This is a genomic window from Mesorhizobium sp. M5C.F.Ca.IN.020.29.1.1 (assembly GCF_003997375.1).
Lineage (GTDB): Bacteria > Pseudomonadota > Alphaproteobacteria > Rhizobiales > Rhizobiaceae > Mesorhizobium > Mesorhizobium wenxiniae.
Genome location: NZ_RZSW01000066.1, coordinates 1 through 17,879 on the forward strand (window position 1 = coordinate 1; position 17,879 = coordinate 17,879).

General features: G+C 58.2%; 11 protein-coding genes and 3 pseudogenes. 5 read left to right on the forward strand and 9 right to left on the reverse strand.

What is annotated here, in order from left to right:
- Window positions 1–220: pseudogene (locus EOA85_RS38750) on the reverse strand (hypothetical protein); the annotation flags it as partial.
- A 1,121-nt stretch (window positions 221–1,341) separates the two neighbouring features.
- On the opposite strand from EOA85_RS38750, the gene EOA85_RS08290 reads away from it, so the two are divergent.
- Window positions 1,342–2,559 (forward strand): arginine deiminase, encoded by a 1,218-nt coding sequence (locus EOA85_RS08290; RefSeq protein WP_127209042.1) that lies wholly within the window; start codon window positions 1,342–1,344, stop codon window positions 2,557–2,559.
- A gap of 567 nt (window positions 2,560–3,126) precedes the next feature.
- Window positions 3,127–4,011 carry an arginine deiminase-related protein gene (locus EOA85_RS08295; RefSeq protein ID WP_164759550.1) on the forward strand — a complete coding sequence of 295 codons (885 nt, stop codon included), beginning with the start codon at window positions 3,127–3,129 and terminating at the stop codon, window positions 4,009–4,011.
- A 553-nt stretch (window positions 4,012–4,564) separates the two neighbouring features.
- Here the strand turns inward: EOA85_RS08295 and EOA85_RS08305 are convergent.
- Together EOA85_RS08305 and EOA85_RS08310 are read right to left on the reverse strand one after the other, a co-directional pair.
- On the reverse strand, window positions 4,565–4,927 hold the full coding sequence (locus tag EOA85_RS08305; RefSeq protein ID WP_245485641.1) for a tyrosine-type recombinase/integrase: 363 nt from the start codon (window positions 4,925–4,927) through the stop codon (window positions 4,565–4,567).
- A gap of 65 nt (window positions 4,928–4,992) precedes the next feature.
- Window positions 4,993–5,673 carry a site-specific integrase gene (locus EOA85_RS08310; protein WP_127209043.1) on the reverse strand — a complete coding sequence of 227 codons (681 nt, stop codon included), beginning with the start codon at window positions 5,671–5,673 and terminating at the stop codon, window positions 4,993–4,995.
- A 632-nt stretch (window positions 5,674–6,305) separates the two neighbouring features.
- Here EOA85_RS08310 and EOA85_RS08315 point away from each other — a divergent pair.
- Window positions 6,306–7,589: an acetyl-CoA carboxylase biotin carboxylase subunit family protein gene (locus EOA85_RS08315; protein ID WP_127209044.1), complete on the forward strand. Its 1,284-nt coding sequence runs from the start codon at window positions 6,306–6,308 to the stop codon at window positions 7,587–7,589.
- 484 nt (window positions 7,590–8,073) lie between these two features.
- A pseudogene (locus EOA85_RS08320) lies at window positions 8,074–8,256 on the forward strand (IS110 family transposase); the annotation flags it as partial.
- A 252-nt stretch (window positions 8,257–8,508) separates the two neighbouring features.
- On the opposite strand, the gene EOA85_RS08325 reads toward EOA85_RS08320, so the two are convergent.
- The 6 genes from EOA85_RS08325 to EOA85_RS08350 form a co-directional block, all read right to left on the reverse strand.
- Entirely contained in the window at window positions 8,509–9,528 is a 1,020-nt protein-coding gene (locus EOA85_RS08325) for an ABC transporter ATP-binding protein (protein ID WP_127209045.1), read from the reverse strand.
- Entirely contained in the window at window positions 9,525–10,541 is a 1,017-nt protein-coding gene (locus tag EOA85_RS08330) for an ABC transporter ATP-binding protein (RefSeq protein ID WP_127209046.1), read from the reverse strand. The genes EOA85_RS08325 and EOA85_RS08330 overlap by 4 nt, the downstream gene beginning before the upstream one ends.
- Window positions 10,538–11,431 carry an ABC transporter permease gene (locus EOA85_RS08335; RefSeq protein WP_127209047.1) on the reverse strand — a complete coding sequence of 298 codons (894 nt, stop codon included), beginning with the start codon at window positions 11,429–11,431 and terminating at the stop codon, window positions 10,538–10,540. Before EOA85_RS08335 ends, EOA85_RS08330 begins: the two co-directional genes overlap by 4 nt.
- A 1-nt stretch (window position 11,432) precedes the next feature.
- Window positions 11,433–12,371 carry an ABC transporter permease gene (locus EOA85_RS08340; RefSeq protein WP_127209048.1) on the reverse strand — a complete coding sequence of 313 codons (939 nt, stop codon included), beginning with the start codon at window positions 12,369–12,371 and terminating at the stop codon, window positions 11,433–11,435.
- A gap of 27 nt (window positions 12,372–12,398) precedes the next feature.
- Window positions 12,399–13,979, reverse strand: a complete 1,581-nt coding sequence (locus EOA85_RS08345) for an ABC transporter substrate-binding protein (protein ID WP_127209049.1) — start codon at window positions 13,977–13,979, stop codon at window positions 12,399–12,401.
- A 315-nt stretch (window positions 13,980–14,294) separates the two neighbouring features.
- Window positions 14,295–15,428 (reverse strand): serine hydrolase, encoded by a 1,134-nt coding sequence (locus EOA85_RS08350; RefSeq protein WP_127209050.1) that lies wholly within the window; start codon window positions 15,426–15,428, stop codon window positions 14,295–14,297.
- A gap of 831 nt (window positions 15,429–16,259) precedes the next feature.
- Here EOA85_RS08350 and EOA85_RS08355 point away from each other — a divergent pair.
- Window positions 16,260–16,863 (forward strand): annotated as a pseudogene (locus EOA85_RS08355) (IS630 family transposase); the annotation flags it as partial.
- Window positions 16,864–17,879 lie beyond the last annotated feature (1,016 nt).

The following is a 17,879-nucleotide window of genomic DNA, read 5'->3' on the forward strand; positions in this document are numbered from 1 at the left end:
GCGAGCTACAGCACGCACTTCCGAAAGCAGGCGATCCATCGTCGCTGCGCTTGATCGTCAGCAGCTTGTCGCGAAGTTCGCCATCCAGATCGAGCCGGCCATGCCGCTCAAGAGTCGGCAGCAAAATGGGAATCAGCGGTTTCAGCCGTTTCGAGCAAAGGCGATCGGACGCCTCCCACAATGCCACCAGCGCTTCCCGAACTTCGGCGCCATAAAGCACCGGATATTGTCTGGTGGGCGAGGGACCGGCAGCGCGAGGTCGCAGCACCCGGATCGCATGTTTGCGATGATAGCCGGTACTTGCGACGAGCTCGTTCAAATCCGTTTTTTGTCGGCCCGGCAGCTCGATCGATATCGCTCGACAATCGCTTCAACCAATTCAACCGTGTCGCCATGCTAACCCGCCCCGCCATCCAGCCTCCGAATCAGGATGACAACAACGGCTTCATCCCCTCGGGACAGCGACCCTAACGGTAACAATCAACCTGAGGCAATGCGGGGGTCAAATCCTCACTTCGCTTGACCCGCCGGCCGGCCGGGTTGCTTGCGGCTCCAATTTGTGAGTCAGAGCCCTCGCGTGCCGGGGCCAATTCTGGTCCGCTCGCGTTCACGCGTTACGGCGGAGCCTATGAAGAGGTCCTAATAAACACCGCTATGAACCCTTTCACCGGCGAAACGGATGTTAAGGTTCCCGGCGCATCTGGAGCGTGTTGAGGTCATCGTGGAGCTGGAGACTGTCGCCTGCGTCTGCGGTGCTTGCCAGCCGGTCAGGGTCGGCGAAGACGTCTCCGAGGGGCTCGACGTGACGCCGGCGAAGTTCTGCGTCATGATCATTCGCCCCCCAATATGGCTGGGCGTTTACCGAGCACTAGGAGGCTTCTCTATCGTCAGAAGCCCGACAAAATTTTGCCGGTAACGGACAGGCAGAAACGGACGCATACAGGCAACATGTTGAAATGATTGGCTCGGCATGGCTCTTGCTCCCCAAACAGTGACGTTTACCTAGAAGCAGGGCCGTTCGATGTCTGTACCGATGATTTTGCTTGAGGACCTCACTAGCACGAGATTCTTCGAACAGTTGCAGGCGACCGCCAAATCCGGTGTCTACGCTTCGTTATCCTGCACCTCGTCCGCTACGCCGGACGAGGTGCATTCACCCACTTGTTATGTGCGCTGTCCTCGATTTACGCGGCATCCTTTTCTCGTTCTGGGCGGGGGCGCGAGCGGGCTGAATGCCCCTTTGTTCCGGCCGATCCAACCATGACTGTCCCCTTGGCGCCATTGCCTTGCCGTCAACAAGACACGACCTGCGCCGTCGGCCCCGCTCTGAGGACAACTCCCATGATGAGCTTAGGTGTGCATTCCGAGGTCGCCCGGCTGCGAGAGGTGCTGGTCCACCGGCCAGGCCTTGGCCTCCGCCGCCTCACGCCGCGGAACTGCAAGGGTCTTCTTTTCGACGACGTACTCTGCGTCGAGCGCGCCGGACACGAGCACGACCTGTTCGTGCAGGCCTTGCGCGACCGTGGCGTGGTGGTTCACTGGTTAGACGAACTGCTTTCCGCAACAGTGGCGTTGCCGGAACCACGCCGTTGGCTCCTCGACCGTCGCGTTCATCCTTCCGCTGTCGGGCAAGACATGGTCGATGAACTGCGGGGCTGGCTCGAGGAGATTCCTTCTGATCAGCTCGCGACCTATCTGGTTAGCGGGATTTTGGCTGCGGAAATGCCGTTCGTACCGCGCAGCCTAAAAGGGCAAACGCTGGTGCCGGAGGATTTCGTTCTGCCGCCCTTGCCGAACCAGCTTTTCACACGTGACAGCTCCTGTTGGATCTATGGTGGTGTCTCGGTCAACCCTATGTATTGGCCTGCGAGACAGCCTGAAGCTGCGAATGTCGAAGCGGTCTACCGCTTCCATCCACGGTTTCGCGAGGCCAGCTTCACTTACCTGTTGCCCGATGGAACAGACCCCGCTTCCAGTCTCGAGGGCGGAGATGTGATGCCGATCGGTGGCGGTGTTGTGCTGATTGGAATGGGTGAACGAACCACACCGCAGGCAGTGGAGGCTCTGGCGCGCCGCTTGTTCACGACGGACGAAGTGACCCGCGTCATCGCAGCACTGATGCCGCGGAATCGCAGCTTTATGCATCTTGACACAGTCTTCACCTTCTGCGACCGCGACCTCGTGACGATCTACCCGAGGGTTGTTGAACTGCTACAAACGTTTTCGCTGCGACCGAACAACGCTGAGGGTGTCCTCGATGTCACTAAGGAGACCGGCCCCTTCTTGTCGGTAGTGGCCGAGGCGCTGGGGTTGAAGGCTCTCCGTACTGTCGCGACCGGGGGTGATAGCTTCGCGGCCGAGCGGGAGCAATGGGATGCCGCTAATAATGTGATCGCCGTCGAGCCGGGCGTTGTGATTGCTTACGAACGAAACGCATACACGAACACGCTGTTGAGGCGCGCCGGCGTGGAAGTGATCACTGTCGACGGTGCGGAACTCAGCCGTGGCCGTGGCGGCGGGCACTGCATGACTTGCCCACTGGTGCGCGATCCAATCTGACCAAAGGCACGATGACATCGACCCGCGAGGCACAGCAAAGACCACCCGCAATCTCGATAATTTCGGCCTCAGCGTCGTCTCCTGCAGGTCCGCGGAAGCGGCCGTGGAACCGGCAGGGATATCGGCACCAGCACCATCGACAAGCAAACAACATAATCGGCCTCAGGGTGCATATCAATGCGATCGGGGACGATTGCGCTGGCAAGACCGAGCTATACTATTCTGATGCGCCGACACTTTCGTCGAATGTCCGCCGCAGACCGACCGCGAGGTTCAACAGATGCCGCGAACTATCCTAACTCTGGTGAGTGGTGACTGGCGCGGCACCGGGTCGGCAACATGCGACCAACTCACCCTGTTCGACAGCGTTGGCTTCGAAAGCGAGGACTCTACCAGGCATGAGAGCGGCTTTCGAACCGTTTTACTGTCAGCGCCTCGACATGATCAATGACCCAAATGACCCGCGCAACCTCTGCGGCATGCTCCGACGTGCTCGCTAACCCGATCGGAGTTTTTCCCGTGGCAACACATTCAGAATTCTCGGTTCAGGCCCCTTCCGCAGTGGTTATGATCCGTCCGCACCGTTTCACAGTCAATACTGAGACTGCGGCCGACAATCGCTTTCAAATATCGAATGATGATGCCAGAGATCTGTCGCCGCTCGCCTATGCGGAGATCACCCGCGCCGCTGCGCTGCTTCGAGAGCAGGGTATAGTGGTGCATTTGTTCGAGAGCGACGACAGCGACACTCCGGATTCTGTATTTCCGAACAACTGGTTTTCAACCCACGTTGGCGGTTACGTGGCAATCTATCCGATGAAGGCCTTAAGCCGCCGGCGTGAGCGCCGGAGCGATATTATTGACCTGCTGAAGAGCCGATATAGAGTGCAGGAGGTGATCGACTATTCTGGCCTTGAGGCTGACGGGGTCTTTTTGGAAGGTACCGGTTCGATGGTGCTCGATCATATCGATCGGGTCGCCTATGCGGTAAGATCTGAGCGAACCGATCCAATCGCGCTTGAAAGGTTCTGTACCCAGTTCCGTTTTGAGCCAATGGTGTTCTCGGCGAAGGATCCCAGCGGGTTCAACATCTATCATACGAACATCCTGATGTGCGTTGCGACCGATTTCGCCATGATCGGGCTCGACATGATCACTGACTCAGGGAGACGGCGCGAAATCGTCAATCGTTTCGAACGCGCCGACCGCCGGGTGATCGGGCTGACCAACGCACAGATTGAGAAGTTTGCAGGCAATGCTATTGAGCTCTTGGGCCGGAACGGGCGCATCTTGGCCCTGTCGACGACCGCACTCTCGGCATTGAAGCCGGAACAGATTGACATCATCGGCGAGAGCGCGCGGCTGCTGCCGCTAGCAATTCCTACGGTTGAGCGGGCCGGCGGTTCCGTGCGATGCACGATCGCTGGCGTGCACCTCACGCCTCGGGTTTAATAGCGATCCATCCGCTGAGAACATTCACAGTTACAAACCTGTATGTTGCAACACCACATCGTTCTGTCGATTTGTATGAGTCGCGGGGTTGATCTTTCACCATGGCGGTTGAAGCGCGCTTCTCCACCGTTTTGGCCGGAGACCACGGCATAGTACAGTTCTCATGCTCAAGGGCGGTTGGACAGCGGCTTATGGCTTTTCACCGTCGAGGCGGCGAGCCCTCTCATTCGTCAGATAAGCCGCGAACACATCAAAAATTTGCTCGTGCTCCGTGCGTTCAATCGGAGGGGCGGCTGGTATCAACCTTCTTGCCACAATGAAGAAAGCAAGCTGTCGATCCGCAAGCCGGGCTTACCCAGACCGTCGAGCGCATCGCCGGGCGGCCAACAGCGATATGGACGCCCTCAGGTCCTGGAAACACAGGAGCTGAACGGCCCGAGCCGCGATCTTGCGAACGCTATGCAATCGACGTCTCTTCATTGGTCACTAGGAAACGACATTGTGCACGATCCTAAGAATTGCGGAGCCTCTGTTGTGGGAGGCATCGGAGCGGCTATGTTCCAAACGGCTGCGGCCGTTGATAGCTGAGGCGCAGAAGATGCGCACCTCCGACCCGCCCGAGTTCGATCCCGCCATGCCGGAACCGCTTCCGCACGATCCTCGAAAGGGGCGACGCGCACTTGAACGGTCCCAAGGGCGGCGTGAAGGACAGGAACAGATGCGGACTATCCACTTTCGGTCGCGCGCGCAGGATGTAGTTGGCGAGCGCGGCGCCGGTCTCCTCGAGGAGCGGCACCACGCGATCATGCTTGCCCTTGGTGCGCCGGACAAAAACCTCGCCAGCTCGCCAGTTGATATCCTGCAGCTGAATGGCGCATAGCTCGCCGTTGCGAATGCCCGTGGTGGCGAGTAGCATCAGGACGGCTCGATCGCGGATTGTCGACCGGCGTCGTTGCGCCGATCGCATCGATTGCGCGAACGTCATCCCATGTAACGCGCGGCGGCAAAGCGCCAAACGCCAATGAGGCGTCCGTGGGATGACGCCGGCGAGATCCTGGTCATGGTGGCCAGCCCAACACAAAACCGAAGAAATGTTCGGATGAGAGAAGTCGCTGCCGTGCGGGTGCCGGAGGTCGTCGATAGGGACAGCCGATGCTCGACAGCAGCTAGGACGTGCTCAGCCGCCAACGCCTCGAGGTCTTGGCCGGGAGGGTGATGGCGGAACCAAACCAGAAAGCGGCGGCCGCCCAAAAGAACGCCTTCGCGGGTCTTCGGCTCCAGGCCCCGCACCTTGCGCAGATAGTCCGAAAAGGAAGCCAGAAGCGGAGCATCCGGGTCAGCATCTTTACTGGGAACGGAAGCAATAAATCGCTCCGGAGCCACTCGCAGTGCGTGTCCCAGCGGCGACACAGCTCCAATGCGTGGAGAATCCGTCGTAAACGTGCACAAATAGCTATCGACGACATCTTGATGGATCGGCATCGGACCACAGCGCGTCGCGGCAAACTGGCTAAAGCGCGCAATCCGGCTCAGGTAAATCCTGGCGGACGCTCGCTTATAACCAGGCGTGAAAAATTCCGCGAGGCGATCCATCTCGCCACCGAGTGCACCGCTGCGCAGGCGCTTGAGCACCCCACAATACGAAAAGTAGAAATCGAGCATTCTGCTCCTCCGGCATTGTGGGGAATCCCGCGCCCAATGTGAAGGGCATGAAATATTATGTGGCGGAGGCAAGCTGGGTTTGGCCGGCCCTGCCGGGCGTCAGGGCGGCTCCGCCACATAATCTCGCCCGACGCATAAGAACGGTTATGGGGCGCGCCAAATAATCGTTCAGCGGCCATGTGTTCTGCTTCCGCGGCGCAGTGGTGATCTTTTGAAGGTTATCTGGCATGCTTTTCACCAAACAAACGGAGTGGGAGCCCCTTTTTGTGGCCATCGCCGGCCGAGTTGTGTGCGTCAAGTTCTGCAAAAATGGCGTGGCATTCAGCGGTGACGTTGGCGTGTCCGCCGCTCCGCTAAACACGGGGGCTGCGCGGCGGACACGCTAACGTCACCGCCCATTTTGCAGAACTTGACTCACACAACTCATTGCGCTCCACCCAAACCTCGCCGATCTCCTTGCATGCACATTCAGCGATTGCAACAAAACCTCCAAATATCTTTACGGAATCTTTGCAGCTGAAAAGTGTTGAGAATGGTAACTTCACCGCGATGTATGAGGTCAGGCGGATAAAGGTTAATTTCGATATACGCTCAGACCGCTGCGCAACACAGCATTGTCGGAGTTAACAGCAATGGCGAGAAGAGCGCTTATCCTGATCGAAGGCGGAAGCAATATGCCGCGGTACGTCCAAGCGGCTCAGCATCTTGACCTTCACCCGATCACCCTGTCGGCTGATCCAACCCGGCACGAATATCTTGCGGCGGAGAACACTGAGGCAATTCATGTCGATACAAACAATCTCGATGCTCTGATCCACGAATGTTCCCGGCTGGGTGCAGCCTACGACATTGCTGGCATTACATCCGCCACGGAGTTGACCTATGCGACAGTTGGCAAGCTTTGCCGGCATTTCGATTTACCAGGGCCGAACCCTACGTCAATTGAACGATGCTGCGATAAATTCGTTCAACGTCAGCTTCTCGCGGAGGCCGGCATTCCGATACCTGCATATCGCTTGGCAACGGATGCTACGGAGGTAGAAAGCTCTGCTGCGAATATTGGCCTGCCGGTGGTTCTTAAGCCGGCCGTAGGCGTCGGCAGCTCCGGTGTCAGACTGTGCCGCAACGTCGATGAGTTGGCCGAACATATAACTTATCTGTTGGGGGGGAAGCACATATGGCGGTCTTCGCCGAGGATACTGGTCGAAGAATTCGCACAAGGCCCCCATTATTGGACCGAGATGATGGGAGATGAGGTCATTGGAATTGGCACCGCTGACTTCGGTCCGCCGCCGCATTTCGTCTATGACCAGTGGACCTTTCCGGTCCGGCTGACTGATGTCGAGCATGAGCGTATCACCGATGTTTCGCTGAGTTGTTTGCGGGCTCTCGGCCTGGGCTGGGGACCGACGAACATTGAATTTCGGTGGACAAACCGTGGCCCGGTCATCATCGAAGTCAATCCACGTCTAAGCGGCTCGCCCGGACCTGAAGTGGTGCAGGCTGCTTGCGGTGTGGATCTCCTCACAGAGCACATAAAGCTTGTTATCGGCGACGAATGGAATTTATGCAAAAGCCATTCACAGACCGGGGCCGCGCGATTCCTCGTTGCGGACCGTGATGGCATCCTCGATCGGATCGATGGCGTCAGTGGGGCAACTGCGATACCAGGTGTCGTTGAAGTCAAGTTGAGAGTTGAACCAAAAACACCCATCGTTAGGAAAGGCGATTTCGGAGACTGTATCGGAAATGTGATCGCCGCTTCATCCAACCGTGCTCTGACCGAAGCGATACTGCAGCGTGCCGTCGACTCAATCAGTTGGTCGATCACATCGTTTCCGACCTCCGGTGAACATGAACAAATCGGTGCCTCTCCACCTCCCGTAGCAACGCAGACTGGCGACGAAAAGGGGTGATTGTCTTGCAAGATCACACTTGAATCTATTTGGGCCTGTAGCCAATGAAGTGACTGACCTTCACCTTGGACTCAGCCGCTGGCCGAATCTACGAGCTCGCGAACGAGTTCGTCCCAAGACCAAGCCAACCCGCTTTTTGGCCATTAAGACGATCTCGTCAATTTCCGCCCTGGGCGCTTCCTACACCAACGCCGCTGATACCGCTTGAGCGATGCGCCATGTCCACGTTCGCGCATTTCTCGGTAGGGCAGCCAGCCGCTGGTAATTCAGACGCCTTGCGTTGCACTCCCAAGCCGAAGATATAGCCGACGAGCCGACCCCGTAAGAATGCGGCGGTAGCGAGCCCGCGCTGGTCATCATCAAAGATTCCATAACCGGTGGTGGATCGCGACCTGCGCTCTGACAGACTGGGGTTGCTGACCAACAACTCTGTGGAGGCCAATCGTGCGGCGTTGTAGCCGATCGATCCGCGGCGCCTGCCGCTATCCGCACCGACCTTGGCGCGATCTTCGTTTCTTGGAACTCAGTAAACCGACTTGGTTGATCACTTTGGGCAGTGGGGAGAAGATGTCTAAAATATCCGGTACACGGCGGCGATATCACGAGCCTGCTTGTGGTCAGTCAGGAGGCGGGTCTCGATGGCTTTTGGATCCATCGAATCCTGGAGGCGTCTGACGAGACCACACCGACAACTCGTCTCTCGAGGCCTGATCAGCCTTCGGCGGATCCAGGAGATCCCAGCTGGCTGCCGTATCAAAAACGGGTCCTTCTGGGCCCTTGCCGCCCCAAGCGGGACATTGGCGCAGCCCTCCCAACCGGCTACCGTATGTGAGTTTGACCAAGCTCGATTGACCGAGCCGTGTCACGCAATCTGGCCCGGGTATGGATTTCGCCGGCAATCGAGCAACACGATGCCTCCTTAACACACCTCTTGTTCTCTGCATGCTTCAACGGTGCCCACCGGGAAGTGGCATGTGAAGCTATGTTCCGACCCTCGGTGGCAGCCCTCGGACCGTGCGGGGAAAACGCTGCTACAGATTTCCTGCGCATAGCGGCAGCGCGTGTGGAACTCGCAGCCGGATGGCCGCCGAAGCAGGCTCGGGACCTCGCCCTTGATCTCGATGCGATTAAGTACGGCATCCGGATCAGGCTCCGGGTTCGCCGAGAGCAACGCTTGCGTATATGGATGACGCGGTTGATCGAAGATGCGCTCGGTCGAACCGACCTCGACGAAGCGACCGAGATACATGATCGCCATGCGATCTGCCATGTGGCGCACGACATTGAGATTGTGTGTGATGATGAGGATTGCGATGCCGAGGTCGTCCTGCAGTCGCGCCAGGAGGTTGAGCACCTCGCCCTGCACCGACACATCGAGGCCTGCGGTTGGTTCGTCGGCGATGATCAACTCCGGATTGAGCGCAAGGGAACGCGCGACACCCACGCGCCTGGCCTGACCGCCGGAAAGCTGATGGGGATAACGACGGGCAAAATCCGCCGGCAAGCCTACCATATTAAGCAGGCGCATCGCTTCGGCTCCGGCATCGCGATCTTTTAAGCCATGGATGCGAAAGGGCTCAGTTAAGAGCGATCGCACAGTCAGCCTCGGGGAGAGAGAGCCGACGGGATCCTGAAACGTCATTGCCATGCGCTGCAAATAGGGCCTGCGTTCAGCTGCGCTGAGCTCCCCAATTTCTTGTCCGTCGAAGCTGATGCTGCCGCTAACGGCCCGCTGCAGGCCGATTATCGTGCGCGCGATAGTGGATTTGCCTGAGCCGCTTTCGCCGACAAGGGCCAGCGTCTCGCCTTTGCGGATTTCAAAGGAAACACCGCACACCGCATCGATGAAAGGGGCTCTGGTTCCCGTGGCAAGTGCTTTTAGCGTGCCCATGGTGCGGAAACGGACGCGCAGGTCTTGGACGCGGAGCAGCGCGCTCATGCCAAAACCTTCCGTTCTTCACAGAGCAGATGGCATCGCGCGGTGTGCTCAAGGCCGATGCGGTACTCGACCGGGTTCTCATGGATACAGCGATCGTACGCCGAGGGGCATCGCTGACGGAAGACGCACCCCTTTTTGCTGCCGAGAAGACTTGGCACCTCGCCGGGAATGGTCGGCAAAGTGCGCGTCTTTTGCCTGATCCGTCCCGGATCGCACTCAAGCAGCGCGCGGGTGTAAGGATGACCAGGACTGTGGAAGATGTCCCGTACGGCCCCCTCTTCCACCACTTCGCCTGCGTACATGACGGCGACTCGGTCGCACAGCTCAGCCACCGCGCCGAGATGATGCGAAACAAATAGGATTGAACAGCCGATTTCCTTTTGCAGATCCTTGAGCAGATGAATGATCTGCACCTCCAGCGTTGCATCGAGCGCAGTAGTCGGCTCATCGGCGATGAGGAGCACAGGTCTTACAAGCAGCGCCATAGCGATGCATATGCGCTGGCGCATACCGCCTGAGAAGTGATGCGGATAGCCGCTGATCCGGCTTTCCGGATCGGGAATTCCGACCCGGTGAAGCATGTGGACGGCGCGAGCGCGCTTTTCGCTTCGACTTCTTTGTTCGTGGTGCTGAATATCGATCATCTGATTCTCGATGGTTCGCACGGGGTTGAGTGCGGTCATCGGGTCCTGGAAGATGATGGAGAGGCGATCGCCGAGCAGGCTCCGTCGTGCCTGAGCGGGCATGTTGAGCAGGGCCTGTCCCTCTAACAAGATATTGCCGCCCGTGACCTCGGCATTTTCGGAAAGCAGGCCCATTACCGTATAGGCGAGCGTGGATTTCCCGGACCCACTTTCACCGACGATGCCAACCACCTGTGCCGTTGGCACATCAAGCGAAACGTTGCGTAGTGCATGAACACGCCCGCGTGGTGTACCGAAGTCGAGATTGAGACCATGAATCTCGAGCAGCGGACGGACGGATGCATTCGGTTTGGGATCGTCGCGTCTCATAGGTCATTCCGCAACTTGGGATCGAATATATCGCGCAGTGTTTCGCCGAGGAATGTGAAGCCGATCGTTGCAATAACGATCGGAATACCGCTGGCGATGACGAGCCAGACAGTCTGATTGATGTAACTGTAGCCATCGTGAAGGATCACCCCCCAGTCTGGCGTCGGCGGACGCACACCCAAGCCCAAAAAACTGAGACCTGCCTCTACGGCAATAACCGCGGGCACGTCCATGCTCACGAGAATGACAAGCGGGCCGATGACGTTGGGCAGTACGTGCACGGCGAGCATGCGCGTCGTGCCGGCGCCCATGCTACGCTCTGCGGCGATAAATTCACTGTTACGAAGTGCCTTTGTCTGGGTACGAGCCACTCGCGCGTAAATAGGCATCGACGTTATTGCGATGACGAATATGATGCTGCCCAGACTCGGTCCAAGTAATCCAATAACGGCCAATGCAAAGATAATGCCGGGAAAGGAACGGATTGTATCGAAGACCAGCAGAAGCAAGTTGTCGAGCCAGCGTGGACCGAACCCTGCGACGAGACCAAGCACGAGACCGACTGTCAGTGAACTACCGAGAGAGGCGAAAGCGACGAGGAGCGGAATACGGCCCCCCATTACGACGCGCGAGAACGTGTCTCGGCCCAGCTGATCCGTGCCCAGGAGAAAATCGGCTGAAGGGGCTGCCAGACGCGGCCCGACCATGATCCGAATCGGATCATGCGTAATCAACAGCGGAGCAAAGATCGCACTCGCCACTATCAACACTACAACCACTGCTCCGAGCAGGCCCAGACGGCTTTTGCGAAATTGTCGAAGAAAGCCACGGAAAGCGCCGGGCCCATGGCGTTCGCGAGGTTCAGCGTGGATGGTTTCAACGCTCGCCATGTCAGAGTTTCTCCCGGGCTCGGGGATCAAGGGCTGCATTGACAAGATCGGAGATCGTCGTGGCGGTGACGATAAGCAACGTTGAGACGAGCACGACGCCCATCACGACCGGATAGTTGCGTGTAGAGACTGCGTTCACGATGAGAGCGCCGATCCCAGGCCTTGCGAAGACCACTTCGATAAAAACAGCAGACGAAAGCAGCCACGCTATGCCGATACCGAGTATAGTGACGGTCGGCAGAATCGCGAGTGGCAGCGCATAACGTGCAACGATGCGCCATTCGGAAAGCCCGAAGGAGCGGGCCATGCGTATGTGGTTTTCCCCCAGAATTTCGAGCATGGATGCTCGTACCAGTCGGGATATGTAGCCGACCCAGCCGATCCCAATAGCGAAGGCCGGGAGGATCAGGTGGACTAGCCCATCCCAGAAGCCATTGCCGACACCGATGGCCGGCAGCCAGCGGAGAGTAACAGCGAATATCAGCAGCGCGTAAACTGCCATGACGAAGGTTGGAATGGCGATCATGGCGACCGACAGGACTCCGACGACTTGGTCAATAAGTGAGTTGCGTCGCATGGCCGAGTAACAGCCAAGCGGAACTCCTATCAAAACAGGCCAGAAGATTGAGGCCAGGATCAGTTCAATCGTATGGGGAAGTTGCGCGAAGATGAGGCTCGAAACGGGTCTCTGGCTGAAAACGTCGTATCCGAGATTGCCTTGGACTAGCCCGGCGTAGAATTTGGCAATCTGCACGACAAGCGGCTTATCGAGCCCCATCTGCTGATGGAGCTCCGCCATCATCTCAGGTGTCGCGCGCGGACCCAGCAGAGCCGCGGCAGGATCACCTGGAAGGGCATGTATCATTAGGAAGAGAAGCGCCACCGCGATCACAACTATTGCAATCGCGAGGGCGATCCGCTCGAGGACATAAAGCCACATGTTCTTATCAGACCACGTCGCTCAAGTCTAAACCGGCTTGAACTCTAGGTACAACGGCAATCCATCTGGGCGAGTTGCAGCCTCTATTTGCGTTTTGCGATACATGACTGGACTGGCCCCATGGGTCAGGAACCGGTAGCCGCCCGACTCCTCCATGAGATCCTGCATCTCATGGTAGACCTTCGCCCGCTCGTTCGGGTCGCTGATGGTGACCCCCTTGGCGCTGAGCTCGTCGAAACGCTCGCTGCGGAAGCGCTCCCAGTTCCAGATGCCGACCTGATCTTGTACCATGTAGGACAACGCAAAATACGGATCTGGCAACGCGGGCCAGGCGTTGACGATGAGCTGCATTTCCTTCCAGCGATCGCCTTTAGATTCCATACCGAGGGTATCGAATGTGCCGGAATCCAAAACATTGACCTCAAGGGAAATGCCGATCTGCGACAACTGCGCCTGCACCGTTTGGGCTATTGTCACATAGGCGCTCCGGTCCACGCAATCGATGGTTAGCGCGAGGTTGTTCACGCCGGCCTTTTCCAGGAACTCATGAGCTTTTGCGAGATCGCCTTCCGGTGGGACGAGCGCCTTGTCGCGGTGGCCCACAACACCCGGAGGTATCCACCCTGTGGCCACCGCTGCCTGACCCGCAAAGGCAATGTCTAGGATTTGCGGGACATTGATCGCCCATTGAATCGCCTTTCGGACATTAATGTCTTTAAGCTTCGGGTTATCCATGTTCATACCAATCCACCAGTACGAAAGCGAGGGATGCTCTTCCAGTTTGGTATCGGCAGGTGGAGCGCCCTTGAACGTCGCAAGCGAATCCAAAGTTACTTCAGTGAAATCGATGTCACCCGCTTGATAGGCGCGCTCCGCCGACTTGGTATCGCTGATCGGAACAATACGGATTTCGTCAAAGCCGGGTTTCGGGCCTGACCAATCCGGATTGCGCGCCAGGAGCAGATATTCATTCGGCTTCCAGTCGGCGAACATATACGGGCCGGAAAATGCCGGCGGCTTCATGCCGAAATCGCCACCATCCTTGGTTGCCTTCATCACTGCGTCCTCGCAAACAATATGTCCAACCGAGAAAGGCAGCGAGATATTCCAGAGCGGGACGAATGGGGTCTTAAGCACAATGACTCCCGTGTAGTCGTCCTCGATTTCAACATGATCGAGCGGACCCCAATCGCCCTTCACCGGGGAATTATGTTTGATTACGCGTTCAAACGAGAATTTGACGTCCTTGGCGGTCAACTCCCCATAACCGCCAGTGAACTTGATCCCTTTCTTCAGGCGGAAGCGAATATGCGTGGGATCAACCTGTTCGATCTTTTCCGCCGCTTCCAGCTCCCACGCCCATTCAGAACCCGGTTTGAAGTGAATGAGCTTTGAATAGATGCAGCTCGACACGTCCGCTTCCTGATTAAAATTGTAAAAGCCGGGGTCGAGCTTGGTGTAATCAGTAGGCACACGCACCTTAAGGACCTTCCCCTCGACCGCCCAGATGGCTTGCGACAATGGCATGCCAGCGAGGACACCACCGCCGAGTGCGGCGCCGACCTTGAGAAAGCCTCGGCGACTCACGTTGAATTGCATGTCTTTCATGAATTCCTCCCAATCAACAATTTGGCCTGCGCAGCGCAGTTGCTCTTGTTATTTCGCGGACCATACAGGCGAGACTGCCTGCGTGCTGTGGAAAAAAACTCAACAGTCGGAATACTTTTTCGTTGGCGAAGATGGCGGCTCCGCTCGGTTGCTTTTCTCTGCACGTCGCGAGAATCTCGACGAGCTTTCACCTGAAACCAGTCCTGATTTCACGCGGTACAGATCATGCCTTGCGGCGGCCGAATTGAGAGTATTCCGTGGCTGCCGCGCACCGTCCGGACGACCACCATCCCGAAGCGGGGGCCAACCAACTCATCATTGAGCAGCTAGCTCCGCCATCATCTCGACCAGAGGACCGAAGAAGTCACCGTCCGTGGCGCTGTTGTTCTCGAGCACGCTGAAGTAGACAACGACAGTTCCGGTGTCGGGGTTTGCAAGCATATACTGGCCGCCATAGCCGCCATGGCCGAGCCACGTCCCGTCGGTATTCGTCTGGCGGCTATATCGCGTCCGGTCACGCGAATTCGGATAGGCAGGGCCTGGGTTGCGACGCGTCTCTTCGATGAAGGCGGCATCGCCCACGCGACGGCCATCGACACCTTCGCCCTTGCGCGCGAACAGCAACCCGTAGCGCGCGAGATCGCGGGCCGAGAGGCAGGCGCCGCCACAGACAAGCGGCACACCCTCGCGGTCGCAGGTGATATGGAAGCATCCCTCGAGGCCTGCCGCCTCGACGATCTCGATCAGCCAGTCGCGCAACGCGCGGCCGCTGGCGCGCTCGACGATCCAGCCGATGACATCGCTATTAGTCGATTTATACAGCACCTCACCGGTGCGATTCGCGAGGTCGCGGCCGGTGATACCGCAGACGAAGGAGCGGGTCGTATCTTCCTTCTGACCCTCTGGCGGCAGGCGCAAGCCCGTGGCGGCATCGAAAGCGTAGACCGTGGCCTTGGGGTCGCTGTAGTCCTCGGTGAAGTCGTTGGCGACGTTCATGTCAGCCACCGCTTTTATGGTCGCCTCGGCATAGCCCGTTCCGATCTCCGGCAGATAGGTTCCTACTCGCTCATCGAGATTGACGAGGCCGTCGGCTACCGCTCGGCCGAGCATCAGGTTGAGTGTCGTCTTGGTGATAGACATGATGGGATGCGGCCTCGCGGGCCCAAAGTCTGGCGCATACTCTTCGTAGAGGATGCGATCGTCGCGTACTACGACGAAGGCCGAGAAATGTGGCATTGCGAGATAACGTGCGACCTCCGGCCGCTCGCCAATGGTCCAGTCGACCTCTTTCCTGAGCGGCAGGACGTGGGGTGCGCGCAGCGACATGGCATAACGCATCGTGGTGTGGAAGTTATGGAAGCCGCTGCGGCGGTAGTCGGGCAGGTTCCAGCGTGGCTTATTATCGAACACGGTAATTAGGTCGGGATTGGCGATCGAGGGGATCGTCATGCGGAAGCCTTTTCACGTTTGGATTCTTGGTTATGACCGGGTAGGCGCCTCAGGTTGCATCGCATGTCTTCACATCAGCTCCAAGTCGACTGATCCATAGTAGCGAGACTGCGTCCTTGCAGCCGAAAAAATCTCAACAGCCGGATTGCTTTTTTTCGCTCGAATTCGTTCGGGGGCGCTTTGGGAGTTTCGCTGTTAAAAGCCGCTGCCGGCGCAACGACGCCGGCGATGCACTCGCCCCCCGGGATCGGAGCCGGTGAGCATCCAGCAGCACACCTGGAGCCGATCCGTCTGAGAATTTCAGGAAGGCGTGAACCGCATGGGCAAATGATCGATTAGATCGCGGTCAGGCAAACCAGAATGACGCACCAAGCCTCAAGATCGCTTTCTCGATTTGGATCTGATCCACGCATCACCATACCGGGCGGCGGCGCATTATGGCCTCGGCTCAGGGCCTGGCACAAGACCGCGCTCGATCAGGTGTTCAATTTTCCGCGCAAATGGCTAGGGTCATACAAGCGTCATTATCTGGTGCGCAGCACCGCCCGTTCGTCGTTCTGTTCGAGCAGGATCGCCCCAACGAGGCGACGATGGCGTCAGATGCCGATGACCTCGGTGCGCCGCTTGAGGCGCTCGATCGGCTAGGTCGAGTGCAACTGGGCGCGGTACTCCTCGGGAAAGTCATGTAGGTAAGCGCCTCCGCCTTGGCGACGTCCGTGATTGTCGCCAGCTTCTGGATCTTCAGCTAGAGCGCGTCCTGTGATCGATGAATCGATTGTGATGACGGCTGCGTTTTGTGCTGATTCAACATCCCCTCGATGGAGGTGGACGATGGGAAGAGCATTGAGCGTGGATCTTCGGTTGCGGGTCTTGAAGGCTTCGGACGAGGGCATGTCGGCGCGGCAAGCGGCGGCGCGGTTCGGCGTGGGAGTGTTTAGCGCGATCCGCTGGATTGTGCGGGCGAAGATCGGTGAAGTGGGGCCAAGCCCGCAGAGCAGCCGCCGCGCCTCCAGCCTCGATGCGCATGAGCCTTCATCGTCGGGCTGATCGGGGAGCGCAAGGACATCACGCTGAACGAGATGGTGGAGCGGCTCGTCGCCGAGCAGTCGGTGAGGATCAGCGCAGCGCCTTGAGCGCCTGGCTTCGCGGCCACGGCTGGACATTCAAAAAGTCCGCGCACGCACTGGAGCAGGATCGCCCCGACGTCCTGAAGCGGCGCCGGGAGTGGTTCGACGGCCAGCTCGATCTCGATCCGACGAAGCTAGTGTTCATCGACGAGACCGGCCTCTCCACAAAGATGGCTCGCCTGCGTGGAAGAGCGCCGCACGGCGAGCGCTGCCGGGCCGGCGTGCCGCATGGCCACTGGAAGACCACGACCTTCACCGGAGCGCTGCGGCTGACGGGCATGACTGCGCCCTTCGTCTCCGACGGCGCTTGCCGCCCGAGGAACGTTGCGGCGGCGTGAGGCCGAGCCATGCCGCGAAGTCCTGGCCTCTCCTGGTAGGTCGGGGCCGAGGGAGCCAACGCGGCAACGGCAGTCGCGGTAATCGGCTCTATGCCGGGAATGGCTATCAATGCGTGGCTTCCTCATCTTCCTTGGCGCGCCGGGCGATCTCGCTGTCGAGAATGGCCGCTCTCTCATCCAGCGTGCGGAGCTGCTCAACAAGAGGCACAGAACCGGCCGGACGGCTTCGGGGATGGCGGAATCCTTATCCTCGATCGCAGCGACAAGCTTGGCCACTGGAAAAGCCCCTGTGCAGCCACCAGCCGAATTCGCCAAGATGGCCGTACCATGTTGATCGTCTGTGTACGCTGGCGAACCACACAATCGCGAATGCGGAACACCATGGCCGAACGCCTGCTGCTCTTCGCTCTTTGCCGTTACGAACCGCCTGTTGAGCCTGCGGGACCGAGGATGCATGCCGCGCGGATCCGTGGCAGCCCCTCCCAAGGTCGGACCGGTCTAAAGTGGCATGGGGCTGCACGCGCAATGAGCTCCGATCTTGGACGAGACCAACTAGCAGGCGCCGCTCTTGCCGACAGTGGCGCCTTCGCTTTCTCCAAATAAAAAATCCGAATGGATGAGCTGCCTTGTTGTATAAATTTTACAAGAACGAAATGTTTTCCATCATTTATGATTTAATTGTCACAAATATCCTCTTCTTCGGGGTAGACGACCATGCTAAAGATATTCCGATAAGTTTATTCTGTGTTGTCTAATATTCTAATCTAGGAACGACGCTGGCTTATTTGCAGAGGATTTAATGCGGGACGTGAGCTTAAATGACGAATTTGCTGATCCAGTCGCACGGATCAAGCCAAGAGCCGGAAATATGTTTCTGCGAAATGCAGCCCAGCTGAGCGATCTCCAGATAGGCTTACTGGAGGCTTTGTCTGGCGCTCCCACCCACGTCAGCCGCCTGATCATCGAGGAGCCCGACGAGATAAGAT